23 protein-coding genes are annotated in these 25,107 nt (G+C 71.0%); 14 read left to right on the forward strand and 9 right to left on the reverse strand.

What is annotated here, in order from left to right:
• The 4 genes from KF837_07025 to KF837_07040 are packed head-to-tail and all read left to right on the forward strand — an operon-like array spanning position 1 to position 3,975.
• Positions 1 to 840, forward strand: coding sequence for an ABC transporter permease (locus KF837_07025; protein MBX3227046.1), 840 nt, complete (start codon positions 1 to 3; stop codon positions 838 to 840).
• Positions 815 to 2,503 carry an ABC transporter substrate-binding protein gene (locus KF837_07030; protein MBX3227047.1) on the forward strand — a complete coding sequence of 563 codons (1,689 nt, stop codon included), beginning with the start codon at positions 815 to 817 and terminating at the stop codon, positions 2,501 to 2,503. The genes KF837_07025 and KF837_07030 overlap by 26 nt, the downstream gene beginning before the upstream one ends.
• Positions 2,500 to 3,501 carry an ABC transporter permease gene (locus tag KF837_07035; GenBank protein MBX3227048.1) on the forward strand — a complete coding sequence of 334 codons (1,002 nt, stop codon included), beginning with the start codon at positions 2,500 to 2,502 and terminating at the stop codon, positions 3,499 to 3,501. Before KF837_07030 ends, KF837_07035 begins: the two co-directional genes overlap by 4 nt.
• Before the next feature lie 51 nt (positions 3,502 to 3,552).
• Complete coding sequence (locus KF837_07040; protein ID MBX3227049.1) at positions 3,553 to 3,975, forward strand: hypothetical protein; 423 nt, start codon at positions 3,553 to 3,555, stop codon at positions 3,973 to 3,975.
• A gap of 3 nt (positions 3,976 to 3,978) precedes the next feature.
• Here the strand turns inward: KF837_07040 and KF837_07045 are convergent, their stop codons facing one another.
• Entirely contained in the window at positions 3,979 to 6,138 is a 2,160-nt protein-coding gene (locus KF837_07045; protein MBX3227050.1) for a hypothetical protein, read from the reverse strand.
• A 145-nt stretch (positions 6,139 to 6,283) separates the two neighbouring features.
• Entirely contained in the window at positions 6,284 to 6,592 is a 309-nt protein-coding gene (locus KF837_07050; protein MBX3227051.1) for a hypothetical protein, read from the reverse strand.
• On the opposite strand from KF837_07050, the gene KF837_07055 reads away from it, so the two are divergent.
• A complete protein-coding gene (locus KF837_07055) occupies positions 6,581 to 6,832 on the forward strand; it encodes a hypothetical protein (protein ID MBX3227052.1) in 252 nt (83 codons plus the stop codon). The two genes, KF837_07050 and KF837_07055, sit on opposite strands and share 12 nt — an antisense overlap.
• 6 nt (positions 6,833 to 6,838) lie before the next feature.
• Here KF837_07055 and KF837_07060 read toward each other — a convergent pair whose 3' ends face one another.
• The gene (locus KF837_07060) at positions 6,839 to 7,381 is read right to left on the reverse strand and encodes a hypothetical protein (protein ID MBX3227053.1); all 543 of its coding nucleotides are present in this window, start codon (positions 7,379 to 7,381) and stop codon (positions 6,839 to 6,841) included.
• Positions 7,382 to 7,821: 440 nt separating this feature from the next.
• Here KF837_07060 and KF837_07065 point away from each other — a divergent pair, with 440 nt between their 5' ends.
• From KF837_07065 to KF837_07080, 4 genes are read left to right on the forward strand one after another with little or no spacing between them, the layout of a single operon-like run.
• Positions 7,822 to 8,190, forward strand: coding sequence for a pentapeptide repeat-containing protein (locus tag KF837_07065; protein ID MBX3227054.1), 369 nt, complete (start codon positions 7,822 to 7,824; stop codon positions 8,188 to 8,190).
• Between the two features lie 6 nt (positions 8,191 to 8,196).
• On the forward strand, positions 8,197 to 8,433 hold the full coding sequence (locus KF837_07070; protein ID MBX3227055.1) for a hypothetical protein: 237 nt from the start codon (positions 8,197 to 8,199) through the stop codon (positions 8,431 to 8,433).
• A 51-nt stretch (positions 8,434 to 8,484) separates the two neighbouring features.
• Entirely contained in the window at positions 8,485 to 9,984 is a 1,500-nt protein-coding gene (locus tag KF837_07075; protein MBX3227056.1) for a serine/threonine protein kinase, read from the forward strand.
• Positions 9,972 to 10,826 (forward strand): PEGA domain-containing protein, encoded by an 855-nt coding sequence (locus KF837_07080; protein ID MBX3227057.1) that lies wholly within the window; start codon positions 9,972 to 9,974, stop codon positions 10,824 to 10,826. Before KF837_07075 ends, KF837_07080 begins: the two co-directional genes overlap by 13 nt.
• A 6-nt stretch (positions 10,827 to 10,832) precedes the next feature.
• Here KF837_07080 and KF837_07085 read toward each other — a convergent pair whose 3' ends face one another.
• Both KF837_07085 and KF837_07090 read right to left on the reverse strand, forming a co-directional pair.
• Positions 10,833 to 11,198 (reverse strand): hypothetical protein, encoded by a 366-nt coding sequence (locus tag KF837_07085; protein ID MBX3227058.1) that lies wholly within the window; start codon positions 11,196 to 11,198, stop codon positions 10,833 to 10,835.
• 109 nt (positions 11,199 to 11,307) lie between these two features.
• A complete protein-coding gene (locus KF837_07090; protein ID MBX3227059.1) occupies positions 11,308 to 12,168 on the reverse strand; it encodes a hypothetical protein in 861 nt (286 codons plus the stop codon).
• A gap of 274 nt (positions 12,169 to 12,442) precedes the next feature.
• On the opposite strand from KF837_07090, the gene KF837_07095 reads away from it, so the two are divergent.
• Both KF837_07095 and KF837_07100 read left to right on the forward strand, forming a co-directional pair.
• The gene (locus tag KF837_07095; GenBank protein ID MBX3227060.1) at positions 12,443 to 14,695 is read left to right on the forward strand and encodes a hypothetical protein; all 2,253 of its coding nucleotides are present in this window, start codon (positions 12,443 to 12,445) and stop codon (positions 14,693 to 14,695) included.
• A 168-nt stretch (positions 14,696 to 14,863) separates the two neighbouring features.
• Positions 14,864 to 16,111: a hypothetical protein gene (locus tag KF837_07100; protein MBX3227061.1), complete on the forward strand. Its 1,248-nt coding sequence runs from the start codon at positions 14,864 to 14,866 to the stop codon at positions 16,109 to 16,111.
• A 117-nt stretch (positions 16,112 to 16,228) separates the two neighbouring features.
• Here the strand turns inward: KF837_07100 and KF837_07105 are convergent, their stop codons facing one another.
• The 3 genes from KF837_07105 to KF837_07115 are packed head-to-tail and all read right to left on the reverse strand — an operon-like array spanning position 16,229 to position 20,736.
• Entirely contained in the window at positions 16,229 to 19,246 is a 3,018-nt protein-coding gene (locus KF837_07105) for a DUF4388 domain-containing protein (protein ID MBX3227062.1), read from the reverse strand.
• Positions 19,247 to 19,276: 30 nt separating this feature from the next.
• A complete protein-coding gene (locus tag KF837_07110) occupies positions 19,277 to 19,495 on the reverse strand; it encodes a hypothetical protein (GenBank protein ID MBX3227063.1) in 219 nt (72 codons plus the stop codon).
• Between the two features lie 14 nt (positions 19,496 to 19,509).
• Complete coding sequence (locus tag KF837_07115) at positions 19,510 to 20,736, reverse strand: SPFH domain-containing protein (GenBank protein ID MBX3227064.1); 1,227 nt, start codon at positions 20,734 to 20,736, stop codon at positions 19,510 to 19,512.
• A 70-nt stretch (positions 20,737 to 20,806) separates the two neighbouring features.
• On the opposite strand from KF837_07115, the gene KF837_07120 reads away from it, so the two are divergent.
• The gene (locus KF837_07120; protein ID MBX3227065.1) at positions 20,807 to 21,985 is read left to right on the forward strand and encodes a hypothetical protein; all 1,179 of its coding nucleotides are present in this window, start codon (positions 20,807 to 20,809) and stop codon (positions 21,983 to 21,985) included.
• Here the strand turns inward: KF837_07120 and KF837_07125 are convergent.
• Positions 21,982 to 22,719 (reverse strand): SDR family oxidoreductase, encoded by a 738-nt coding sequence (locus KF837_07125; GenBank protein ID MBX3227066.1) that lies wholly within the window; start codon positions 22,717 to 22,719, stop codon positions 21,982 to 21,984. The two genes, KF837_07120 and KF837_07125, sit on opposite strands and share 4 nt — an antisense overlap.
• A 58-nt stretch (positions 22,720 to 22,777) precedes the next feature.
• On the opposite strand from KF837_07125, the gene KF837_07130 reads away from it, so the two are divergent.
• Together KF837_07130 and KF837_07135 are read left to right on the forward strand one after the other, a co-directional pair.
• A complete protein-coding gene (locus KF837_07130) occupies positions 22,778 to 23,047 on the forward strand; it encodes a hypothetical protein (protein ID MBX3227067.1) in 270 nt (89 codons plus the stop codon).
• A gap of 217 nt (positions 23,048 to 23,264) precedes the next feature.
• The gene (locus KF837_07135; protein MBX3227068.1) at positions 23,265 to 25,097 is read left to right on the forward strand and encodes a hypothetical protein; all 1,833 of its coding nucleotides are present in this window, start codon (positions 23,265 to 23,267) and stop codon (positions 25,095 to 25,097) included.
• The last annotated feature ends 10 nt before the right edge of the window (positions 25,098 to 25,107 follow it).

Raw genomic sequence — 25,107 nt, forward strand, 5'->3', positions numbered from 1 at the left:
ATGGGACGCGTGCGGATCCGAGGCAACGTCCGCGTCGGGCTCGTGCTCGTCGGCGTCCTCGTCGCCCTCGCGATCGTCGGTCCATTCCTTGCAAGGCACGACCCGTACACGAGCGACTTCGCGCGCGGCGTCACGCCCGAGCTGCTCCCGGTCGGTCCGAGCGGCGAGTACTGGCTCGGCACCGACCGCCTCTTCCGCGACGTGTTCGCGCGCCTCGCGACCGGCGCGCGCGTCTCGCTCCTCATCGGCGTGTGCGCGACCGCGATCGCGATCGCGATCGGGAGCGTCGTCGGCGTCGTCGCGGGCTGGTACGAGGGCACGCTCCTCGACACGGTCGCGATGCGCGTCGTCGACGTCGGTCTCGCCTTCCCTTTCCTCCTCATCGTCATGGCGCTCGGCGCCGCGCTCGAGCGCACGACCGCGTCGACGATCTTCCTCACGCTCGGGCTCACGGGGTGGCTCGGCATCGCGCGCATCGTGCGATCGAAGACGCTCCAGCTCCGTCACCTCGACTTCGTCGTCGCCGCGCGCGCGCTCGGCCAGTCGACGCCGCGCATCCTCACGCGCCACGTCCTCCCCAACATCGCGGGGCCGCTCGTCGTCCTCGCGACGATCCTCGTCGCGCAGATGATCCTCGCCGAGAGCGTGCTCTCGTACCTCGGCGCCGGCATCGCGCCGCCGACCCCGACCTGGGGCCACATGTTGTTCGAGGGGCAGGACTACCTCTCCGCCGCGCCGTGGATCACGGGCGCGCCCGGCGTCGCGATCCTCACCGCCGTCCTCGGCTTCAACCTCCTCGGAGAAGGCCTGCGCGATGCGCTCGATCCACGCCGCGATTAGCGTCCTCGCGCTGTGCGGCTGCGCGAGCGAGGTCCCGACGCCGCTGCCTTCGGCGGGGAGCAGCGAGCCGAAGCGCGGCGGGACGGTGAACCTCGCGACGTTCGGCGACATCCGCGCGATCGATCCCGCGAACGTCGCCGACGGGCTCGCGCCGCAGATCGTCGAGCAGGTCTTCGCCGGCCTCGTCGACTTCGATCACGACGGCAACATCGTCCCCGATCTCGCGGAGCGGTGGGAGCTCGCCGACGAAGGCAAGACGTACCGCTTCTTCCTCCGCGAAGGCGTGCGCTTCCATGACGGCGAAGAGGTGACCGCCGCCGACGTGAAGCGGAGCGTCGAGCGCTCGCTCCACGGCAGCGCGCCGAACCCGTACGCGTCGTACTTCACGATGCTCGACGGCTTCGACGAGCTGAACGCGAAGAAGGCGGAGACGATGCCCGGCGTCGACGTCGAAGGGAGGTACGTCGTCGCGTTCCACCTGAAGGAGCCCGACGCGACGTTCCTCTCCCTCGCCGCGATGTTGGTCCTGCGACCGGTGTGCAAGAGCGGCGGCGCGCGCTACGTGGACACGTGGCATCCGTGCGGAGCGGGGCCGTTCAAGCTGCCGCCGAACGGCTGGGAGCACGGGCAGTCGCTGACGCTCGTGCGCCACGACGGCTACTTCAAGCCGGGGCTCCCCTACCTCGACTCCGTGCGCTGGACCTTCCATCAGAACCAGTACACGCAGCTCTTCCGCTTCGTGCGCGGCGACCTCGACGTGCTGCGCGACTTCATCCCGCCGGAGCAGCTCCGCTTCCAGGCCGACGCGCGCTGGAAACCGTTCGGCGACTACGACGGCGACAACCAGATCATCGGCGAGGCGATGAACGTCGAGATGAAGCCGTTCGACAACGTCGAGATCCGGCGCGCGGTGTCGGCCGCGATCGATCGCGCCGCGATCCAGCGCGTGCGCGCGACGAACCTGCGCGCGACGAACCAGCTCATCCCCCCCGGCGTCCCCGGCTACGAGCCGGACATCGAGGGCCAGAAGACCGATCTCTCCGCCGCGCTCGAGCACATGCGGAGGGCGGGCTACCCCTACGATCCGGTGACGAAGAAGGGCGGCTACCCCGAGGTCGTCCCGTACCTCGTCTACAAGCAGGGCCTGCAGGAGTACACCGGCCAGCTCCTCATGCAGATGCTCGAGCGGATCGGCATCCGCCTCGAGCTCCGCGTCGTCAACTACCCCACGTTCCTCGCGCTCCGCGGCCGCCGCCACGGCTCCGCGATCGGGCCCGGCTTCTGGATCCAGGACTACCCCGACGCGCTCGCGTTCCTCGAGCCGATGTTCCACACGAAGGCGATCGCGGAGGAGTCCTCCAACAACTGGTCGTTCTACGCGAACCCGCGCTTCGACGACCTCGTCGAGCGCGCGCACCGCGAGCTCGATCCGGCGCGGCGCAAGGTGCTCCTCCACGACGCGCAGGGGATCCTCCTCGACGACGCGCCGTGGGCCTTCACGCAGACGTTCCGCTTCTACACCCAGCGCCAGCCCTACCTCCGCGATCACCGCACGCACCCGGTCTGGGTCCACGACTTCGGCAAGGTCTGGCTCGATCGCGCGGCGGGCTCGGTCGGCGCGCGGATCTTCACGCCGAACGCGCTGGGGGCGCTCGCGCGGTGAAGCGCCTCCTTCGCCGCGCGGCCTGGTCCGTCTTCGTCGTGTGGGCGACGATCACGCTCGCGTTCCTCGTGAACAACGCGCTGCCGAGCGATCCGGCGCGGATGATCGCGGGGCAGCAGGCGCCGCCGGCGGCGGTCGCGCGCATCCGCAAGGACCTCGGGCTCGACCGACCGCTCTACGTGCAATACGGGCTCTTCGTGACGCGGCTCGTCCACTTCGGTCCGAGCGCAGACGAGGACCCCGCGCACGCGACGTGCGGGACGCTCGGGCCGCTCCACCTCGATCTCGGGAAGAGCTACCAGCAGCGGCGCCCCGTCACGACCATCCTCGCCGAGCGCGCGCCGCGCACGCTGCTCCTCGCGTTCGGCGCCGCGATGGTGCAGGCGATCATCGGCGTCAGCGCGGGCGTCGTCGCGGCGGCGAACAAGCGGCGCACCGCGGATCGGATCGCGGTCGGCGCGAGCCTCCTCGGCGTGAGCGCCCCGACCTTCGTGATCGGCCTCCTCTTGCAGTACGTGTTCGCGGTGAAGCTGCGCCTCTTCCCGATCGACGGCTACGGCGAGACGGCGGGCGAGCACCTCGCGAGCGTCGTCCTCCCCGCGATCACGCTCGGCGTGTTCGGCGCGGCGTATTACACGCGCATCGTGCGCGACGAGATGATCGGGGAGCTCGCGCAGGACTACGTCCGCACCGCGCGCGCGAAGGGCCTCTCGCGCCGCGCGGTGCTCGTGCGCCACGCGCTCCGGAACGCGCTCGTCCCGATCGTCACCATCTTCGGCCTCGAGGTCGGCACCCTCGTCGGCGGCGCGATCGTCACCGAGAGCGTCTTCCGCTGGCCCGGCATCGGCTCCCTCTCCGTCAACGCGATGCTCGACCGCGACGGCCCCCTCATCATGGGCTGCGTCATCGTCACGAGCAGCGTCGTCGTCCTCTCCACCCTCTTCGTCGACCTCGCCTACCAGCTGCTCGACCCGCGGATGCGCGTCGCCTCGCGGTAGGCCCACCGAGGGTGGACGGCTCCTCCGCACGGTGCGACGCTCGGCGAGAACATGATGACGCGATGGATGAAGGCATGTTTCGTTCTGACGGCGATCCTGACCGCGTGCTCGAGCGACGACGCCCAGCCACCGAGTCAGGCCGCGGGGCCGGAGTACCTCGTCTCGTGCGATGGGGCGGTCACGAAGGCCTCCGTCCGAATCGACGTCGGCCTCGCTCCCCGTTGCATCGGTGGAGACGGCTCGACGTTCGGGTGCTCCGACGACGGGTGCGCCGCTCCCGAGGCTGCGATCCGCTACGAGCTCCCAGCGCCACGCTGTCCGGCCTCGAACGTGTATGTGTGGGACGGCACCTCGTGCCGGACGCACCCGACCGCGACCGAGCAAGGTTCGATGCGCTGCCGCGGCGCCGGATGCGAGAAGCTGTTCAAGACCGAAGCGGAGTGCACGGCGGCGTACGCGTCGTGCGGTCGCTGAGGCCTATTCGCTCCGAGGGAGATCGACGCCCGCGCCGAAGACGTTGGGCGCCGCCGATTGCGCGGTCCAGTTGCAGCCGGCGCAGGTCTGGCCGGGCGGGGTCGTGGGGCGGGTGTAGCGGTCCGTGCCCTGGCCGTCGACGAAGATGCCGGCGCCGAGCAGCCGGAAGCGTGGATGGCTGGGGCGGTTCCAGTCCGCCGGATCGTCGAACGATCCGAAGCCGCCCTTGCGGCTGCTCGTGTATTCGTCGTCGCCGGATACGTCGAGGAAGATCCCGACGCCGCGCTCGGTCCCGCTGCCGAAGCTGTAGCGGCCGCCCTCGTAGCGATCGTCGCCGCCGAGGTCCTCGAACCACGCGAGGCTCAGGTCGTCGCCGGCGCCGAGCGTCAGGCCCTCCGGGCGCGCGCCGATGTTGTAGCGATCGTCGCCGCCGTCGTCGTGGTAGACGCCGAGGCCGAAGTGCACGCCCGAGGCGGCGGCGAAGACGCGCGCGTACGTCTCGTCGTTGCCCTTGCCGTCGTCCCAGAGGATGCCGGTGCCGAACCAGTAGCCGGTGCCCTGGCAGAACGCGCCGCACGTGTACTTGTCCGCGCCGCCGAGATCGAAGAGCGCGCCGACGCCGCCCGACGCGTGGCCGTCGCCGGCGATCCCGTCGATCGGGTAATCGCCGCGCCGCCCCCACGCCGCGCCCTGCGCGATGCCGTAATCATAAAAGTAGTCGTGGCCCGCGATCCGGTTCTCGTCGGCGATGTACGTGTTGCCCGGGTTTGCCCAGTAGACGTCGTCGCCGCCGTGATCGACGAGCATGCCGACACCTTTCACGTAGGCGCCGCCCTGGACTACCGAATAGGCGTGGTATTCGTCATTGCCTTTTCCGTCGACGAGGAGGCCAATTCCGAAATGGGCCGCCCCTTGCGCGACGCTCTCGGCGGCGTAGCGATCGTTGCCGCCCTCGTCGTAGAGGACACCCACTCCGAGGACGCCGCTGCCCTGCGAGAGGCGGAGGCTCTCGTAGAGATCGTCGTCGTTCCCGAAATCGAACTGCATCCCGATCCCGAGCCGGCCGGAGCCTTGGCGTCCGATCTCGGAGAGGCTGTGACGAGGCACCGCCGGCCGGCGCCCCGCGGCGTCGGGATCGGGCCGCTCGTTCACGCCCTGCACCGTCTTGACGTACGTGTACGTGTCCTTACCGCCGAGGTCGATCGCGACCGAGACCGGGTTCGACGGCGACTGCGTCGCGCCGGTCGGGATCTCGTAACGATCGTCGCCGCCGGCGTCGACGAGGAGGAGGAGCTCGCCCGCGAGGCTGGGATCGTCCGCGAGGTACGTGTCCGCGTCGGTGCCGCGGACCACGATCCGGCCGAACGGCGTCGCGTGGCTGAACGCGTAGCTCCCTGGATACGTCCGCGCTCGGTCGCGGAGCCCCTCGACCGCCTCGCTGACGACGAACGCCGCGCGCGCTAGCAGGTCGTAGCGGACCTGCTCGACGAGGAACGCGCGATCGGCCGGGCGGCGCAGATCGATCTTCTGCGCGGTCGGCACGACCTCCCTCATCTGAACGAACATGCCGAGCGGCGCGCGAAACCAACGCGCGAGGTCCGCGTCCGTCGGGATCGCCTCGTTTCGAAGGTCGATCGCGGCGCGGAGGGCGCGGAGGACCGGCCGCAGATCGTCCTTGAGCGCGGCCGGGATCGCGCTCGTGTCCGGCGCGTCTGCGCCGCCGAACGCAGCGAGCGCTCCTTCGAACGTCGTCGCGGCCGCCGCCGGCGGGACGTCGTCGGCGATCGGCGCGTCCCAGAGCGCGGCGGCTTCGCGCAGCGCGCGCCCCACCGGATGCGGGCCGGCGAGCGAGCCGGCGATCTTCTTTCCCGTCCCCGGGATCGCGAGCGGCTGCTGCGAGAGGCGCTCGTAGATCGAGGCGCGGAAGGGATCGTGCGCGATGGACGCGGGGTAGATCGCGTCGAGGGCGTCGTTCGGGCGGCCGAGATCGCACGGCGTCTTGCCGTCCGGCAGCGCCGCCGCGATCAGCGCGCGCGCCTCGTCCGAAGCGGCGTCGCCGGTGCACGTCGAGGAGAGGTGGCTCTCCGTCGAGGAGTCCGGCGTCGTTCCACCGGCGGTGCACGCCAAGAGGACGGTGGAGAAGAAAGCGATGGTGGAGCGCATGGCGATGCCGCCTCGATGCAACCGGTGCACCCGCTCCTCCCGAGCGTACACCGCAGCGAAGTCCAGCAGTTACGACCACCCGCCCACCGGATCGAGGACGGTCCGCGGCTCGCGCACGAGCCAGTCGGCGCGACCGCACGAGGCGTCAATCGCCGCGCAGGGCGCGATGGAGGTCGACCACGAACGCCGCTTGCGCCTCGGTCTCGGGGCCGCCCGAAACCTCACGCGCCGCCGCGAGCGCGACCTCCGGCGCCTCCTCTTCGAGCAACATCCGGATGCAGGCGAGGGCGAGGCCGGTGCGTCCGCGGCCGCCGTAGCAGCTCACGTGCACGCGGCCGGAGCAGCCGAGGAGGGTGACGACGCGATCGAGCTGCTCGGCGAACGCAGGCACGTCGCTCGGCACGCCGAAGTCCGCGATCCTGCCGTCGAGCACCTCGGCGGCGTGCTCGCGCATCCTCGGCGCAAGATCGCCGAGCTCGATCGCGAGGTTCCACCAGACGTCGAGCTCGTCGAGCCCGCGCTGGCGGACGCGGCGAGGGTCGTGCTCAAAGGGGTCCCGAACGACGACCGCACGTGGCTCAAAGCCCTCAGCGCCGTCGCCCGACGCGTTCCTCATCCAGGCTGCGCCGAGCGCCTCGCCGGCCGCTACGTCCCCGAGCCGGAGGACGACGAGGTGCCGGGCCCCTTTCGGTAGGGCGGATCACTTCGGGACGCCGGTTCCCCACGTCGCTCGTCCGCCGTACGTGCCCTGACCGTCGGTGTACGTGCCCGACTGGCCGTTGCCGAGCACCGTCGAGCGATTGACGTATCCCTGATCGCCCGTCGGCGCCGGAGCCGGCGCCGGCGTTGCGGTCGGCGGCGGCGTCGGCGCCACGACCTCGGCCTGGGTGATCGTCGTGACGCCGACCGGCTCCTCTGCGTCGCGCGCGTCGCGGACGTCCTCGGTGTCGTCGGTGGTCTTCGTCTGCGCCGCGCGCGTCTCGGGTCCCTTGGCCTTCTTGCCCGTCTTGCCCGCCGTCAGCGGCGTCGCGGTCTTGTCGTCCACCGCGCGCTCGATCTCGTCGCTCGCGACGCCGGCGGCACGGCCCACGTCGTCGGCCGCCATCTTCGCGCTACGGTCGATCTGGTCGGCCGTCTTCTCGGGCTCGTCGTACCGCGCTTCGGTGCCGGCAGGCGTCTCGCTCGAGGTCGTGGTCGTGGTGCTGGTCTTGTCTCTCCCGCACGCCGTCGCGCCGACGACCAAGCCCAGGATGATGGGTAGTGCTCCGCTCGTAACTCGCATCTCGAACTCCTCTGTTGCTCCATTTCCACGAGCAAGACGTGCAGGCTCCGTACCGCGGCACACTCGAGCTCCTTCCGCGAGCAGAGCTGGTCGCTCACGCGAGACGTACGAGCACGCGCTCCGACGACGCTGTCGTCTACCGCTACCGCCAGGTTTCCTCACCTCGCCTCGCTCGTGGCGTTCGTGCGACCGATTCACGAGGGACGATGTCGGATCGACGCTTCAGGTGACCGGCGCGCCGACGAACGAGCTCAGACGGCGTCGTGTTGTCGTGTTCGAGCGTCGGGGGCTACGCCAAATTGGCGCGATCGGCTCATCCGCGCGCCCGGCCCGCGCCGGCGTGCCGGACATGCGCGCAAATCTGCTCGGTATCGACCTTGCTGTGGGGGCGATCAGCAACGATGGAAAGTGCGTCCTCGCCCAATGGCACGTTCGAACGCGTCTACAGCCAGGAGGAGAAGGCCGCGCTGCGCGGCGAAGTCTTCACGCATCGAGAGCTCGTCGGCGTCGACTTCGCGGGCGCCGATCTCCGCGGGTCTCGGTTCCAAGGGACGTCGCTCGTGCGATGCAACTTCAAGGACGCGGACCTCCGCGGCGCACGCTTCGTCCTCTGCGACTTCACTGGCGTCGTCCTGACGGACGCGATCTTGGGGGACAACCGGTTCGACGGCAGCACGTTCGCCGACATGATCGGGGTGGAGGCTCCCACCCAGACCCTGATCGAGAAGAACGGCGGGACGTTCCTCCCTCCGCACGCCAGCTCGAGGTGACGTTCGATGCCGAAGGAGAGGCGTTTCCCCGCGATCACGAAGGCCATCCGGACGGCCAGCGAGCAGCTCGCGAAGATGCCACCTTCGACCGAGGTCGAGACCCTGCGGAGCGACGTCCGCTCGATCGAGGCGGAGGTCGACGGTTGGACCGTCACGCCGCCCGAAGCCCCTCAGCGCGAAGGAATGATGCAGCGGATCCTCGCGATCCATCTCACGATCACGAGGCTCGTTCGTAGAACGTGAGCGCATCGCCGAGGCACGTCGCCGCTTCGCGGGTATCATCGGCAGGCACCGATGGCGAGCGAGGAGCTGATCAACACGCCGCCGCCGGGGACGGTCCTCGCGGGCAAGTACCGCGTCGATCGCGTCCTCGGTCATGGCGGGATGGGCTACGTCCTCGCGGCGACGCATCTGCACCTCGACGAGCCGGTCGCGATCAAGTTCCTCCACGCCGCGCACGCGGGCGACTCGGAGCGCATCGCGCGCTTCGTCCGCGAGGCGAAGGCCGTCCGCAAGATCCGGAGCGAGCACGTCGTCCGCGTCCTCGACGTCGGGGTCCTGGACCACGGCGTGCCGTACATCGTGATGGAGTTCCTCGAGGGCTCCGACCTCGACGGGATCCTCCGCCGGTCCGGTCGGCAAGCCATCGCGACCGCGGTCGACTTCATCCTTCAAACGTCGGAGGCGCTCGCGGAGGCGCACTGCCAGGGGATGGTCCATCGCGACCTCAAGCCCGCGAACCTCTTCGTCACGAAGCGCGCCGACGGTCACGACCTCGTGAAGGTCCTCGACTTCGGGATCTCGAAGGTGATCGACGCGGGGGGCGAGAGCGCGCTGACGAAGGCGGGCACGATGCTCGGCTCCCCGCTCTACATGGCGCCGGAGCAGATCCGCTCGTTCAGCGCCGTCGACGGACGCACCGACATCTGGTCGCTCGCGATCGTCCTTCACGAGTGCCTCGTCGGCCGGCCGCCCTTCGACGGCGACTCGCTCCCGGAGCTGTGCGGGCGGATCCTCGACGAGCCCGCGCCGCCCATCCGTGCGAAGCGGCCGGACATCCCCGAGGCGCTCGAGCAGGTCATCCTCCGATGCCTCGCGAAGGACCCCGCCGCCAGGTTCGCCAACGTCGCCGAGCTCGCGAACGCGCTCGCGCCGTTTGCATCGGACTTCGGACGCCAGTCCGTCGCCACGATCGCCGGTGTCTTCGCGACGGCGGGGATCGAGGTCCCGCGCTCCTCGACCGCGCCCGCGCCGATCGCCCCGGTCGCGGCGCCGACACCGACACCGAAGACGAGAGACCGCACGCTCTTCGATCCGACCTTGGCGTCGCAACGGACGCCGCCCTCCGCGACCGGTCCCTTCTCGCCCGTCGGCGCCAGCACGACCGGCAAAGCGTGGGGGCCGCCGCGCGCTTCGAGCCCGCCGCCGATCACGGCCAAGAAGACGGACGACAACACCGCCGCGATCGCGATCGGCGCCGTCGTCGCCGGCCTGGCCGTGCTCGGGCTCGTCGGCGTCCTGGTCGCCCCCGCGATCCGGGCACGACGAGCCGAACCGACGGCGAGCCCGGAGAGCGCGCCTCCGCCCGTGACCGTGACCGTCACCGTGACCGCCAGCGCGCCGCCGCCGCCGCCGGTCGTCGACGCCGCCGTCGCGGACGTCCCGGTCCCGGACGCCGCTCCGCCCGCGATCGCGCCAGCGCCGGCGCCGGCGCCGGTGAAGGTCGACTGCACGGAGCCGTACGTCTTCGATGCGACGGGGAGGAAGCGTTGGAAGCCCGAATGCGTTCACTGAGGCGCGCGCTCGTCGTCCTGGTCACCGCCGTCGCGCTCTTCGCCCTCGCGCGGCCCGCGGTCGCGGCGCCCTCGAAGGAAGGATGCATCTCCGCGAACGAGGACGCGGACGTCCTTCGCCGACGCGGCGCGCTTCGAGCCGCGCGCGTCTCGCTCCTCGCGTGCAGCGCGCCGGAGTGCCCGCAGATCGTCCGCGACGACTGCGTCGCGCACCTGGAGGAGGTCGACGCCGCGATGCCGACGGTGCTCTTCACCGCGCTCGAGAACGGCGTCGCCGTCACCGACGTGGAGATCGGCGTCGATCACAAACCGTTCGCCGGCCACCTCTACGCGGAGCCGCTCCCGATCGATCCCGGCGAGCACACGCTCACCTTCGAGAAGAAGGGCTACCCGATCCAGACGCGGCGGATCGCGATCAAGGAAGGAGAGAAGGGGCGCCGCGAGACGATCGTCTTCGGGAGCGCGACGGTCTCCGCACCGGAGGGGCGTCTCGTCGTGACGGCCGAAGCGGGGGCGCGGATCACGATCGACGATCTCTCGCCGGTGAGCGATCGCTTCGACGGGACGGTCGCGACGGGCAAGCACGAGGTGCGCGTCAGGAAGACGGGGAAGCGGCCGTACTCGAAGAGCGTCGACGTGAAGGCCGCGGAGACGCAAACGCTCCACGTGGTGCTCGAAGACGAGGCGCGCTCGCTCACGCCGTGGCTCATCGGCGGCGCGATCGTCGTCGCGGTGGCGGCGATCGTCGTGGGCGGGGTCCTGATCGCCGGCTCCTCCTCCGGCAACGACGCGACGGCGAGGCCGGGCAGCACGTCGACCGGCTTGTCGCTCGCCAGCTTCTGACGGCTCTCAGCGCGCGCGGACGGCGCGGACGACGGTCGTGTCGAGCGTGCTCCGGACGCTGCGCCGCGGGAGCCGGCTGAGGCCGTACGCGAGAGCGAGGACGGGGAGCGCGTAGGCGACGTTGCCGAAGGCCTGCGCGAGCATGTGCGGCACGACCACGCCGGCGAGGCCGAGGAAGAAGAGCATGCCCTCGCCGAGCCGGGGTCCGCGGCCGGTGAGGACGGTCGTCGCCGATCGGGCGGCTCGCTCGAGGTGCTCGATCGGGACGACGTGACCGGCGCAGTGGCGGCACTGCACGGCGGTCGCGAGGTACGGAGCGGGCGTGCCGTACTGGAGGCGGTGCGGGCAGTGCGCGTTCGGGCAAGCCTTCATGCGACGAGCATGAAGCAGCGAGCGTTCCATGGTCACACCCCGCGAAAACACGAGGTTTTCACGACGCCCCTGGGGCCGCGATCCCACCGGATGTAACGACGCGCTTACGTCAGCCTCGGGGCACGAGCCGCGCGACGAGCTTGCCGCCGCGGACCGCGAGCCTCTTCTCGACACGCCCACGTGACGTCAGCGCGCACGCGTACAGCTCCGCGCTCGCCGCGTCGGGCGCGCACGACTCGTCCGTCCACGTGTCCGTCACGACGAGCTCGTCGCCGCTCACGACGTACGTCGACGCGATCGTTCGCACCGCGCCGTCCCGCGGAAGCCCTTCCTGCCCCGAGCCCTCGAACGAGCCGGCGCCGACGAGGCCGTCGGCGGTCGGCGTCAGGACATGGAAGAGCTGGCGACCGCCGTGCTCGCTGCCGGATCCGTCCTCGACGAGGAGGAGCTCGGTGGAGCCGAGCTCGATGAGCTCGAAGCGCTTGGGGACCTCCACGCACGACAGCCGAAGCGGCGTCGTCCGCGCGGCGATCGCGTTCGACCGCCGCGTCAGGAGCGCCACGAATCCGAGCTTGGGAGCACAGAAGCCGCCGTCTTGACCGGTGACGATCCACACCGCGAGGCGGTCCTTGCTCAGGACCGTCCGCGTCGAGACGGCGACGGGCGTGCGCGACGACGGAGCTTCGTCCACGGGTCGGACGGCGGGATGGACGCGCCCCGCGCAGTCCCGAACGCCGGGGGCGGAGGAGAGCCCTTGGCGGATCTCACCGCCGTCCTCGACGCTCCATGGCGTCACCGGCGCCGTGTGCGTCGTCGAATCGTATCCGGGCAAGAGGACGGCCAGGACCTCCGCGTCGCTCACGGCGTCCCACGACCGCCCGCCCTCGAGACGGCGCGCGCCCGACGACGCCGCGGCGTGACAACCGAGCGCGGAGGCGACGACGGCGACGACGGCGACACGAAGAAGCATGCGCACCAAACGCGACGCGACCACCACGCATTCCACCGCGCCGTGGATGTGAGCCACGCGCTCGACCCATGACGCCGGCGCCATAGGCTGACACAGCGGATCGCGAACGGACCTCGCCCGATCGAGCGGCGCATCGCGCACGTCGGGCAGGGCGGCGCGCGAGATCGGATCGCCCGCGAGCCGTCTTGGTGAGCGCGCGTGCCGGCGCGCGATCTGCTTCGTGGCGAGCATGTCCTTCCCTTCCTTGCGCGCCGCCGCCGTCACGATCGCTTCGATGGCTCTCCTCGCTTGCTCCGGCGACGGACACGACGCGCGCGAGGAGCGCGGCGAGAGATCGACCGCGCTCGGCGCCCCGGCCGCCGCGACGTTCGCGAAGCACGAGCTCGCGATCATGCGCGCCATCGCGCCGAGCTACGTCGATCGCAGCGCGTCGTACACCGCGCCGCTGTCGACCGGGCTCTCCGCGCGCGTGTGGCGGAGCCGGATGAACACGTACTACCGCGCGCTGTGCTCGCAGGCGCTCTTCAGCGCCGTCGAGCGCCGCGAGCGCAATGAGACGATCGCGCGCGGCGACCTCGAGGTCGCGTGGGTCACCGCCGCCGCCTCCGACTTCGACGTCGCGACCGACACGAACCCGGACACGAACGACGCGTGGTGGCTCGCGCCGGCGCCCGGCCTCGACTGCCTCCTCGCCGCGAGCGCGATCGCCGGCGCGCTCGACGAGGGCACGAAGACCTCGCTCCGCGCGGCGGCCGAGTCGCTCGCGAACCGCGTCCACGACGGGGAGCGCTTCACGCTCTCCGGGTACCGCGAGCGCCAGCGCGATCCCGGCAACAGCCAGGCGGAGGAGATCGGCCTCACCGCGAGCTACCTCGTCGCGGCGCATCACCTCCTGCCGAACGCCGCGCGGCGCGGCGAGTGGCTCGCGCGCGCGGAGGAGCTCCTCGACTACTCGCACCAGAACGGCGGCGCGGAGGGCGAGCCGCGGCCGTTCGCCGACGGCGCGGACCTCGTCGCGAACCACGGGATCACGCCGCACCCCGTCTACACGCAGTCGCTCCTCACCTCTTACGCCGAGATCTGGGCGGTGGAGAAGCAGCTCGGGCGGGAGGCGCGGGAGGCGCGGGAGGCGCCGGCGCAGCTCCCTCCGGCGGAGCGGACGTCGCGCATCGGAGAGGCGATCGCGCGCTACACGGACGCGTCGTTCGGGCTGACGGGAGACTTCGCGCGCGTCGGCGCGGACGGCAGCTTGCCGGCGAGCGGCCGCTTCCAGGACCAGACGTACACGCTCGTGCACCAGCCCGCGGGGATGCAGCTCCTCATGCCGACGACCGACGTCGGGACGATGTCGATCTACTACGAGGCCGCGAGCGGCCTGGTCCACGCCTATCAGCTCCGCGACGGGGACATCTGGAAGTACACCTGCGATCGAGGCACCGCGGTCCACGACTGCCGCGCCACCTTCGTACAGCCGCTCGCGAAGCAGTTCGAGGCGCTGAACGAAGCGCCCGTGCTCGCGGCGCATCCGCTCCCCGCGCGCGACGTCGACGCGCTCTCGCAGTTCGACATGAACGGCGTCATCAAGTCGTACGTCTTCAAGGGCGATCGCCTCTGGCACTACACCTGTCAGTCCGGCTCCTGCACCGCGCGGTACACGAAGACCCTCGAGGACCTCGCGCGCGAGGTGAAGGGCCGCGAGGTGTGGACCGAGCCGCTGCCGAAGCGCGACCTCGACGCCGTGAGCATCATCTATGACCCGATCGCCGACATGACGCGCGCGTACTTCGTGCAGGGCGAGCGCATCTGGCACTACCGCTGCAAACCGGAGTGCACCGCGACGTACGACATGACGCTGTCCGCGCTCTTCGGCTCGGTCGTCGACGACGAGAGGAGCGGGCGCCGTCCGTTCGCGGGCGCGCCGCTCCCGCCGTCGGGTCTCCGCGCGCTCACGCAGTTCTTCAACGCCGACCGAGCGCTCGAGACGTACGTGTGGACCTCCGACTACGTGTGGCTCTACGTCTGCAAGGACGGGACGTGCCGCTCCGAGCGCGTCGCGACGATCGCCGACCACACGCGGCGCATCCGTCATCAGCACGCGTGGGGCGAGCGCTTCGAGCCGCGGGCGCCGGCGAGCGACTGGACGTGGGGGCGGCGCGTCTCCGAGTGGGGCTTCGACGCCACGATCCAGGACAGCGCGTACGCGTACCTCGCGCTACGATCTCCGGCCGACTTCCGCGACCGCTACGCGGCGCTCCAGGCCGCGCAGGTGAAACGCCACCTGACGATCGTGGACGGCGAAGGCGGACCCTACTTCCCGCCGCGCAACGTCGACGGCAGGTGGAGCTGGGGCACGTTCGTCGAGAACAAACCCGCCGCCGCGTCGTCCGCGTACGTCGCCGACTTCGTCGACACGCCGACGCTCGACGAGCGCGTCAACACGCACTGGTTCCTCAACACGCTCGCCGGCTTCAACGCCGCCGTGGCTTACCTGCTGCTGACCGAGCGGAGCTATCTCACGGCGCTCTGACCGTCTCCGTACGGTGACGGTCGTCTCGCGCGCGCGACACCGATTTCGCCGCCGGATCCGTCGCTGCGATCTCCGGGATCAGTCCATGAACGATCCGATCATCGTTCGAATTTCGAGCACTTGCGACCGCACCTACATTGGCACCATGGCTGCTGTTGGGGGCGCTCGATGAAGACCCCTCTCCTCCTCCTCTCTCTCGGCGCGCTGCTCGTCGGCTGCGCCGCCTCTTCCTCCGACGACGACGCGACGACGACGGCCGCGTCCGAGGACGAGCTCACGGAGCTCAACGAAGCACAGCTCGTCGAGCTCGACGCCGACCACGTCATCTACCCTGCGCGCCTCGCGAAGAGCGCGCGCGTGAGCGACCTCGTCGCGCGGACGACGAAGAACGCCGAGCCCGTCTACCTCGTCGGCGATCGGCGCGCGGACGCGGTCGGCGCCGATCGCGTCCTCCGTCACGACGCGACGAACCGGAACGGGTACCTCCGTCGCGTCCTCGGCGTCGAGACCGCGACGAACGGCGACGTCGTCTTCACGACGCGGAAGGCGAGCCTCACCGAGGCCGAGGCCGAGCTCGCGCGGAAGGGTTTCCGCACGCTCGCGGCCGGCGGCTGCTCGCCGAACACGGTGAACCCGTTCGACCTCTACGACGTGGACCTGTCGCGCGTCCTCTACGAGCGCACGATCGGATCGCTCGGCAAGATGTCGATCCGCCTCAAGGACTCACACCTCACGGTCGACGGCAGTCTCGAGACGCAGGTCGACGGCTCGTGCCTCAACCCCGACGCGGCGAAGGGGATCCTCACGCTCGACATGAAGGGTCAGATCGTCCTCGAGGGCGCCTTCGACGGCGCGTTCGGCGCGGCGACGGGAGAGGTCCCGCTCTTCCACGAGCAGATCGCGATCACGAGCGTGCTCGGTTACCCGCTCGCGCTCGACTTCCGCGTGACCGGCGACTGCGAGTTCTCGTCCACCGGCAAGGTACGCGCGGAGGTCGGGGCGGCGGTGAAGGGCTCGGTCAAGACCGGCGCGACGTGGGGCCGTGGCGACGGGTTCGACACGTCGTTCACGCCGTCGTGGAGCGGCGCCACGCCGATCGGCCCGCGCTTCTCGGCGAACGCGAGCGTGACCGCGTCATGCACCGTCCGCGCGAAGGCGCTCGCGCTCGTCTTCGACAGCAACGAGGGACCGTACGCCGAGGTAGCGACGAAGCTCGGCCTCGACGCGACCGGCACCGGCACCGGCACCACGAGCACCGCCGGCGGCTCCGTCCGCGCGAAGGGCACCGTCGGCCTCGACGTGGGCATCGGCGGCTCTCTGAAGCCGTTCCACGTCACGCTGATCGATCGAATCGAGGCCCCCCGCTACCGCAAGGAGTGGACGCTCTTCGACCGCCCCTACGCCGTGCAAAACTGAGCAACGCTCGAGGAGGGGGCGCTCTTCGTGCGTTCGCTACGCGGTGCAAAGCTGGACGGCGCTCGAGGAGGGGGCGCTCTTCGTGCGTTCGTTACGCCGCGCAGGACTGAGCGGCGCTCAGTCGGTGATGCCTGCGCGCTGTTTGCACTCGCCGACGCGCGGGTGGTTTGGGGCGCGGCGGACGCAGGTCACGTAGGCTTGGATCGCCTGTCTCGCGTTGCCGGTCGCGAGATAGGCGGCGCCGAGCGTGAGCCATGCGTCGGCGTTGGTCGGATCCTCCTGCGTCGCGAGGAACGCGAGCTGCACCGCGCGCGTGGCCTGCTTCTCGTCGTCGAGCGCGCGCTGCGCGGACTCCGCGATCGACGACGACGCTGCGTCCGCCTCCGGCTGGACCGGGGGCGTGAACGGCGGCGTCGGGTTCGGATTCAGGATCGGATTCGGATTCGCGTTCGGATCGAGGAGCGTGTTGGGGCGCGGCGGTTCGGGCGGCGTCACGGCGAGGGTCGCCGCGTCGACGTCGGTGACGACGTTCGCGTCCGCGTCGGCGGTCGGCGAGGGAGGCGGCTCCGACGTGGGCGCGGAGTCCGACGGCGGCGGCGGCACGTTCGCCGGCGTCTCACTCGGGGCCGCATCGGGCGGCATCGCGAGCTCGAGGCCCTCCTTCGTGTCGTGCTCGCCGCGATAGAGGTAGCGCGCATAAAGCAGCGCCACGACGCCCGCCGCGATGATGAGCGAGAGCGCCCACGCGACGCTGCGACCGCTCGTCCGCTGCGGCTCGACCTGCGCCCTCGCCGACACGACCGGCCTCGCGTCGTCCTTCCTCGCCTTCGCCCCCTCGGCCTTCGCGCCCCCCGCCTTCGCACCCTCCGCCGACGCCGCATCCCCCTTCGACGCCCCCGCCTTCGCGCCCTCGGACTTCGCGGCCCCCGTCTTCGCGCCCTCCGCCGACGCCACATCGCCCTTCGATGCCCCCACCTTCGCGCCCTCGGACGCCGCCCCCGCCTTCGATGCCCCCGCCTTCGCATCGGCCGCCGCATCCGCCTTCGACGCACCCGACTTCGCGGCCCCCGACGTCGCCGACCTCGCCCCCTCGGTCGACGCCGAATCCGCACCCGCCTTCGCCGCATCGACCGACGCCGCACCCGCCTTCGACGCCCCCGCCTTCGCCGCCTTCGACGCACCCGCCCCCGCCGCACCAGCCGACGTCGCGGCGCCCGCACCCGCCCGCGCCGCATCGGCCGACGCCGCATCCTTCGACGCGCCCGACGCCCCCGCCGCCGGAATCACCTCCGTCTTTCCGCCGGGCTTCCCCGCGGGCGGTGGGACGCTCTTCGCGGCAATCGCCTCCGTCTTTCCGCCGGGTTTCGAGGCGGAGGGCTCGCGGATGGTGGCGGGAGGCGCCTCCTTCGCCGCCTTCGCGGCGGCGTCGGTCGCGGCGGCGGCCTTCGCCACGTCGTCGCGCGCGGCGGCGGCGGCTTCGCGCGCGGCGGCCGCCTCCCGCTGCGAAGCCGGGTCCTTCTTCACCGCAATCGCCGTCTTCGTCGAGCTCGCCGGCTCCGGCGCTTTCGACGGTCCCGACGGATCGGCGGGGGCCCGCGACGCGGCCGGCGGGAGGCGCTGCACCTCGGTCGGCGCCTCCGCCTCCGCCGAGAGCGGGTCGAGCTTCGTGATCTTGGTCGGGATCTCCGTCGGCTCGAACTTCTCGGCCGGCGGGGGCAGCGGCGGCGGCGCGGCCGGCATGACCGCGGTCGTGATGCCCGCGAGCGTGTGCGAGCCGTTGGTCGCCGGCGCGGCCGCCTTCGTCTGGCCGCTCGGAGGACGCGGGGTCGGGAGACCGAGGAAGATCTCGCTCGACTTCACGTCCATCGCCTCGTCGTCGTCGTCGTCGTCCGCCGCCGCCGCCGGCGCGTGCGCCTTGATGACGGGGACCGCCGCGTTCGAGGCGCCCTCGAGCGGCGGGAACGGCCGCGTCGTGCTGAAGTCGTCGCGCGGCGGCACCGCCTCCGCCGGCAGCGCGGCGGGCATGAACGGCACCGTCGCCGGGAGATCGCGCGGCGTGGCCGGCGCGGCCGGCACCACCGCCGGCACGCTCGCCGCCGCGGGCACGAGGAGGCTCTCGAAGTACAGCTTCGAGAGCGTCTGCAACGTCGAGAGATCGTCGAACGGCGAGTCGTCGATGACGTCGGCGAGCGATCGCTTGCCGTCGAGGAGGCGCAGGATGCCGTTCAGCTCGTCGGGGATCTCGCTGAGCCGCTCGAGGAGCGCGCCGTGATCGACCTCGTAGACGTTGTGGAGCGGCGGCAGCTGCTCGACGAGGCGCCCCCACTCGTCCGCGCGACGCATCCCCTCCATCACGAGCACGGAGGTGGAGCCCTCGATCACGTCCTCGCGATCGGGCATCCGGAAGTCGACCTCGAAGTCGGCCTCGTTCCAGACGAGGAGGCGATACACGGCCTCCTCGCCGCGGAGGATCCCCGCGTATTCGCCAGGTCGAGACGAGCTCGAGCCGATCTCGGCGTCGATGACCTTGCCGTCGCGGAACCAGACCCAGCCCGTCGCGTGACCGTGCCGGAACGTGATCGCCCCGCTCTTCCGCGCGACCTCGAAGGTCTGCAGGAGATCGATGACGGTCATGTCCTGGATCGAGCCGGCGAAGCGCGTGCGGTGCTCGAGCGTGCGGTCCTTCGCGATCGACTCCTGCGCCCGGCGCGCGAGGACGAGGTTCACGCGCGCGAGGAGCTCGCGGACGAAGATCGGCTTCGTGAGGTAGTCGTCGACCCCGAGCTCGAGGCCGCGGATCTTGTCCTCCACCGAGCGATGGGTGGCGAGGAAGATGACGGGGATGTTCGCGAGGTCGCGCCGCTCCTTCATCTTCCGCACGAGGCCGTAGCCGTCGAGGCTGAGCGGCGACGCCATCACGAGCGTGGTCGTGAGCGAGTGCTCGCCCGACCCCGCGGGGCGGAGGAGCCGCGTATCGCAGATGACGAGGTCCGGCTGCTGGTGATCGATGACGTCGAGCGCGGCGTGCGCGTCTTCGAAACAGGCGACGTTGTAGCCCGCCTTGCGGAGACTGACCTCGACGACCCGCAGGCTCCGCGGATCCGCATCGACGAGCAGGATCTTCTTCTTCGCCACGCGCCGGCCTCGTCCGGTCAGTCTATCGGCTTAACCGTCGCTTGCGTCGGGGATCGGCGGCGCGGGCGAGCCGGCGTCGATCTCGCGGCAGACCCCCTCCGAACAGACGAGGTCGCCGCCGCAGTCGGAGCTGCGCGTGCACGGCGCGTTCGGTCCGCCGTCGGGATCGTCGACGCCGCCGCACCCACCCGGCGCGCGGGCGAGCCCGAGCATCGTCACGATCGCCGTCGCGAGCCCGCGGTTCAGCACCCTTCGATGCTACATCAAGGCGCGCTCGGCGGCGGAGCGTTCGCGGGGGTCCCGCAGTTGGCGCAGAACTTCTGCGCGGCCATGAGCTCCTGCCCGCAGCCGGTGCAGAACTTCTTCGCCTGCGCGAGGACGCTCCCGCACTCCTGGCAGAACTTCCCGCCCGGCTGGCGCGTGTTGCAGCTCGCGCACGTCACCGTCGCGCCGCCCGGCGAGAACTGCGGCTGCGGCGCGACTTGCGCCTGCGGCTGCATCGCGCCCGCCATCTGGTTCGCCATGTTGACGCCCATCGCCATCTGGATGCCCGCGCCCGCGACGCCGCCCTCGACGCCGTGCGTGGCCATGCCCTGCCCCGCGCCGATCATCGCCTGGCCGGCGGCGTAGTTCTGGTAGTTGCCGGCGAGGTTCTGCACGTAGCGCGCGTCCTGGCTGTACTTCTGATCGAGCTCGAACTGCTTCGCCTTGGCCTGCGCCTCCGCGATCTTGATCCCGCGGTTCGCCTTCGCGACCTCCGCGTTCGCGGCGACGAGGCGCGCGCGGTCCTCCTCCGAGAAGTTCAGGTTGAACTGCCCCATCTGGAGGATGCGCACGCCGATCTCGTTGAGGTCGGGCGCGTTCGAGACGAAGGCCTGCGAGAGCTTGCTCGTGAGCGAGACCGCCTGGAGGACGCTCTTGCCCTCCACCTCGCAGAGCTCGCCGAGGGTCGTCTTCACGCCGTTCATGAAGAGACCCTTGATCCAGTGGAGGATCTGGTCGTTGTCGCCCTGCGCCGCCTGGCCGGTGTAGCCGACGATGAAGCGGACCGGGTCCGTCACCACGAGCGAGAACTCGCCGAAGATGCGCGGGATGACCTGCTCCTGCGTGAGCGGGTCGATCATGTCCCCGATCGGGCCGCCGAACGGGACGCTCCGGACCGGCGCGGTCTTCACGAAGAAGATCTCGCTGATGAACACGTCACCGCCGGTGAACTTGTTCACGATGTTGTTGAGGAACGGGATGTTCTGCGTCGAGAGCGTGTGCCGCCCCGGCGGGAGCACGCCGACGACCTTGCCGTCCTTGAAGAACACCGCGCACTCGTCGCTGTCGACGGTGAGCTGGGACCAGAACGGGAAGTTTTGATCAGGGTGTTTGTAGACGATGAGGTGCTTGAAGTGGTCCGGTCGCGCGATCATCATTTCGCGCACGCCGTTCTTCACGAAGTCCATCACGCCCATCTTCGTTCTCTCCCTGCTGAGTTCGCCCATGGAAACATCAGCGGGACCGAAGGTAAATCCGGATGGGCGCCGCCGCTAGACCCGCTATTCTGAGGACGTCGTGAGCGTCCCCGCCATCGATCCGTCGACCCTCCCGGGTCCTGCGCAGAAGATCCTCGATCCGTCGGGGCCCGCGCCGCTCAAGGCGATGGCCGCGAAGGGCCTGATGCCCGGTCTCGGGCCCGGCGCCATCCTCGCCGTCATCGTCGCGCTGTCGCTGAACAACGACGCGAACGCCGATCAGGCGAAGAAGACGCTCGAGAAGCTCCCGCCGCCGCTCCTCAACGGCGCGCTCGCCCTTCCTGATCTCCACCCCGCCGTCCTCGACGCGCTCGGCCCGCTCTACGCGCGCGACGCCGCGGTCTCGGAGAAGATCCTCTTCCACCCGCAGCTCCTTCCCGACACCGTCATCGGGATGGCGGCGGTGGGCACCGAGGGTGTCTGCGAGCTCATCGCCACGAACGAGGAGCGCCTCCTCGCGCACCCCGCGATCATCGAGAAGCTCTACACGAACAAGAACTGCCGCATGTCGACGGCGGACCGCCTCCTCGAGCTCGCGGTCCGCAACGAGATCGAGCTCAACATCCCGGCGTTCGCGCAGGCGAAGGCGGCGATCCAGGGCGAGCTCATCGCGGAGCCGACCGAGGAGGCGAGCTTCGACGACACGCAGTTCTCGGACGGCATGACCAAGGCCGCCGACCTCCACCTCGGCGACGACGAGGACACGCATCGCATCAACGAGGAGACGGGGCAGGAGGAGGTCGTCGCGAAGGCGCGTCCGCTCCACGCGATCTGGGCGGAGCTACGGCCGCCGGCGAAGATCCGCCTCCTCACGATCGGCACGATGCGCGAATACGACGAGAACGGCCGCGAGATCGGCGAGCAGCGCTTCGACGCGAAGGCGCTCCGCATGCTCGGCGTCCGCGACGCGAACCCGCTCGTCGCGGTCGCGGCGATGAACACGCCGGGCGTGAGCGACGCCGAGGTCGTCCGCATCGCCGGCATGCGCAACGTCGCCGAGGACGTGCTCCGCGACATCGCGTTCAACAAGGATTGGACGCGCCACTACATGGTCAAATACAACCTCGTCGCCAACCCCCGCACCCCGTTCGGGCAGGCCTCGAAGTTCGTGCTCCACCTGCGCGAGAGCGACATCAAGAACCTCGCGAAGAGCAAGGAAGTCAGCGGCGCGATCCAGGCCGCCGCCAAGCAGCAGCTCCAGCGCAAGGGAAAATCCTAGCGGCCGATGCCCCAGATTTCGCCGGTCGCCCACTTGGCGTCGAGCTGCGACAGGACGACGTGGACGACGTCGTCGGGCGTGCCCATGCGTCCGAGCTGGGAGCGGGTCGCGAGCCGGTGGCCGCGGAGCGGGTCCGCGTCGGCCTCCGGATCCGCGACGATTCCGAGCTCGACGATGTTCACGCGGACGTCGGGCGCGAGCTCCACCGCGAGCGCGCGGAGGCCGGTCTTCACCGCCCCCTTCGCCGTGAGGTAGGCGACGTGGTGCTCGTACGGACGTGTGGTGCCGGAGTCGCCGAGCGCGACCACGGCGCCGCGCGCCTTCGCGAGGTCCCCGGCGAGGCCATGGACGAGGAGGAGGGGCGCGAAGCAGTGCACGGTCATCGTGCGCTCGAGGTCCTCGCGGCGGAGCTCGTCGAACGGGGTCCGCGGGAAGGGCCCGCAGGCGAGGACGATGTCGTCGACGCTCCCGCGCGACTCGGTCGGCGGGACCGCCGCGCGGAGGCCCTCGACGATCTGCTGGACCGCGTCACGATGGGTGAGATCGGCGCAGACGAACGCGGCGCGGCCACGGCCGCGGTCGAGCGAGGCCGACATCTGTTCGAGCTTGTTCGGATCGCGGGCGGTGAGGACGACGTCGTCGCCGCGGTCGGCGAGCGCCTCCGCGATCGCGACGCCGAGGCGCCCGGTCGCGCCGACGACGAGAACCCTGCGCGGCTTCCGGCCTTCGCTCATACGCCCGGTATAGCTTAGAAGTGTCGCGCGTTGCGAAAAGCAGGTAGAAAGGTGGGGCATGAGCGAAAAGGGCGGCGGAGGCACGCCGGAGTCACCGCACCTGTCGCACGCGGAGATCACCCAGCTCTGGGCGAAGTTCCGCGCGGGCGAGGTCGTGCCGTGCCCGCGCGACGCCGCCGGCATCGCGCTCGCGGTCGACGGCGCGGCGAAGGCGTACCGCCTCGTATGCACGCAGTGCGGCCTCGCGAGCCCGTGGTTCGGCACGACCCCGAACGGCCTCGTGTTCCGCAGCCCGCCGCCGACCGTCAGCCCGCTCCACGACGAGTAGCGCTGCGCAGGAACGCATCGAGCGCCTCACGCCCGCCGGCGATCTCGCGATGTACGACGCGCTTCGAGGGCCCGCGTCAGCATCTCGCCCAGCCAGGCATAGCGCTCCGCCGGAAGGAGCGCGCGAATCGCTCGATCTGCTCACCGCGACGGCGCGATTCGTCGGGCTCATGCAGGGGGCGTTGACAAAGAGTAATTTGGACTCAATATAGGTCCCGATGACTCTTTCATGCCGTGTCCAGCTCGGTGGACGGCGGGTCCAGCTCGACGCGCGCGACCTGCTCGGGGAGGGCGGAGAGGGTCGCGTCTACCGGCGCGGCGACGTCGCGGTGAAGGTGTTCACGCAGCCGAACGCCGCGCGTGCGGCGAAGCTGCGCGCGTTCCCGCGGACGCTGCCGGCGGAGGTCGTCGCGCCGATCGAGCTGTGCACGGACGACGGCGGCGACGTGGTCGGCTACTCGATGCGTCTCGTCGAAGGCGCGACCGACCTCGCGCGCTTCGCCCAGCGCAAGTGGCGCGCGGGCCGCGCGACGAACAGCGACGTGCTCGCGGTCCTGCGCGCGCTCGCCGACGTGGTCGACCGCCTCCACGCCGCGGGCGTCGTCGTCGGCGACCTGAACGACGGCAACGTCGTCGTCACCACACCCGCGACCGCGCCCCGAGACACCGGCGCCGCCGCCGCGCCCCCCGCCGCCGCCGCGGCCGCGCTCGTTCCTTGGCTCATCGATGCCGACTCGATGCATCTTCCCGCGCATCCTTGCGTGGTCGCGCACGAGCGGTTCCTCGATCCGCGCTTCTACGGCCGTGACCTCGCGCGCGGTGGCGTCTTCGCGCGCGAGACCGATTGGTACGCGCTCGCGGTGATGGCGTTCACCTCGCTCCTCTTCGTGCATCCGTACGGCGGCGCGCATCCGTCGCAGCCGACGCTCCTCCGCCGCGCCGAGGCCCGCCTCTCCGCGCTCCGCCCCGACGTCAAGCTCCCCTCCTCCGCGGCGCGCCCCGACGTGCTCCCCGACGACGCGCTCGGCTGGTTCGAGCGCGTCTTCGAGCGCGACCTGCGCGCGCCGCTCCCGCCGGCGCTCTTCGACGCGCGCTTCACCGCGTGCTCGTGCGGGACCGAGCACGCGCGCACGCGATGCCCGGCGTGCGCGGTGCGCGCGAACGTCGCGCCGGTCGTGCGCACGTGCGGGAAGCTCCGCGTTTCACGTGTATTCTACAAGCTTGGCGCGCGCGTCGTCGCGGCCGCGTTCGACGGCTCGATCCGCTGGGTGAGCGAGGAGGACGGCGTGCTCCGCCGCGAGGACGAGAGCGTCGTCGCCCCCGCGGGCGCGCACGAGCTCGTGCGCATCGCCGCCAACGCGACGTGGCTCGCCGCCGGCGGAGCGATGAAGAAGCTCGTCGCGGGGAAGGTCGTCGCGGAGCATCCGGTCGGCGTCGTGCACGGCGAGGTCGCGGCCGACGCTTCGGCGCTCGGCCTCGTCCACGTGCAGGGCGACGTGCTCGTGCGCGCGGAGGAGGGCACGCGCGTCGGTCAGGTGCTCGAACGCCAGACCCACGTGCGCACGAGCGCGACGCTGGGCTTCGCGTTCTACCGCGCGGGCGGCCTCACCGTCGCGTTCGTGTTCGATCCGCGGCGCGGTCCGCTCCGTCAGATCGAGGGCTTCCCTCCCCTCGCCGGTCGCCTCCGAGGTTGGTCCGCGGTGTTCGGTCCGGAGCACGTGCTCGTCACGTTCGCGACGGAGGTGAGCGGCGACGTCACGCACCACGCCCACCTCGTCGACGCCGCCGCGCGCATCGTCGCGAGCGACGACGGCGCCGTCCTCCCTCCTTCGCTCGCGGGCCGCGCGGTCGGCCCCGGCGGGAGCGTCCTCGTCGCGACGGACGCGGGCCTCCTCCTCACTCGCGCCGACGCCGGCGCGTTCACGTCGGGGCGTCTCTTCCCCGAAGCCAAGGACTTCGCCCGCCCGGACGACGACCTCCTCGTCGGCACGGGCGGCACCCTCTACGCCGTCACCGACGACGAAGTCACGCACCTCTGCTTCACTGGATGAAAGGAAAAGC

The organism is Labilithrix sp. (genome assembly GCA_019637155.1).
In the GTDB taxonomy this organism is placed as follows: domain Bacteria; phylum Myxococcota_A; class Polyangia; order Polyangiales; family Polyangiaceae; genus Labilithrix.

What these genes read in the sequence shown, in the direction of transcription:
- KF837_07095 (MBX3227060.1), top strand. Translation starts at nt 12,443, where the DNA reads ATGGCTCTCCTCGCTTGCTCCGGCGACGGACACGACGCGCGCGAGGAG.
- KF837_07115 (MBX3227064.1), bottom strand. Translation starts at nt 20,736, where the DNA reads ATGGGCGAACTCAGCAGGGAGAGAACGAAGATGGGCGTGATGGACTTC.
- KF837_07085 (MBX3227058.1), bottom strand. Translation starts at nt 11,198, where the DNA reads ATGAAGGCTTGCCCGAACGCGCACTGCCCGCACCGCCTCCAGTACGGC.
- KF837_07135 (MBX3227068.1), top strand. Translation starts at nt 23,265, where the DNA reads ATGACTCTTTCATGCCGTGTCCAGCTCGGTGGACGGCGGGTCCAGCTC.
- KF837_07130 (MBX3227067.1), top strand. Translation starts at nt 22,778, where the DNA reads ATGAGCGAAAAGGGCGGCGGAGGCACGCCGGAGTCACCGCACCTGTCG.
- KF837_07070 (MBX3227055.1), top strand. Translation starts at nt 8,197, where the DNA reads ATGCCGAAGGAGAGGCGTTTCCCCGCGATCACGAAGGCCATCCGGACG.
- KF837_07025 (MBX3227046.1), top strand. Translation starts at nt 1, where the DNA reads ATGGGACGCGTGCGGATCCGAGGCAACGTCCGCGTCGGGCTCGTGCTC.
- KF837_07050 (MBX3227051.1), bottom strand. Translation starts at nt 6,592, where the DNA reads ATGCGCGAGCACGCCGCCGAGGTGCTCGACGGCAGGATCGCGGACTTC.
- KF837_07065 (MBX3227054.1), top strand. Translation starts at nt 7,822, where the DNA reads ATGGAAAGTGCGTCCTCGCCCAATGGCACGTTCGAACGCGTCTACAGC.
- KF837_07090 (MBX3227059.1), bottom strand. Translation starts at nt 12,168, where the DNA reads ATGCTTCTTCGTGTCGCCGTCGTCGCCGTCGTCGCCTCCGCGCTCGGT.
- KF837_07030 (MBX3227047.1), top strand. Translation starts at nt 815, where the DNA reads ATGCGCTCGATCCACGCCGCGATTAGCGTCCTCGCGCTGTGCGGCTGC.
- KF837_07075 (MBX3227056.1), top strand. Translation starts at nt 8,485, where the DNA reads ATGGCGAGCGAGGAGCTGATCAACACGCCGCCGCCGGGGACGGTCCTC.
- KF837_07080 (MBX3227057.1), top strand. Translation starts at nt 9,972, where the DNA reads ATGCGTTCACTGAGGCGCGCGCTCGTCGTCCTGGTCACCGCCGTCGCG.
- KF837_07100 (MBX3227061.1), top strand. Translation starts at nt 14,864, where the DNA reads ATGAAGACCCCTCTCCTCCTCCTCTCTCTCGGCGCGCTGCTCGTCGGC.
- KF837_07045 (MBX3227050.1), bottom strand. Translation starts at nt 6,138, where the DNA reads ATGCGCTCCACCATCGCTTTCTTCTCCACCGTCCTCTTGGCGTGCACC.
- KF837_07040 (MBX3227049.1), top strand. Translation starts at nt 3,553, where the DNA reads ATGATGACGCGATGGATGAAGGCATGTTTCGTTCTGACGGCGATCCTG.
- KF837_07125 (MBX3227066.1), bottom strand. Translation starts at nt 22,719, where the DNA reads ATGAGCGAAGGCCGGAAGCCGCGCAGGGTTCTCGTCGTCGGCGCGACC.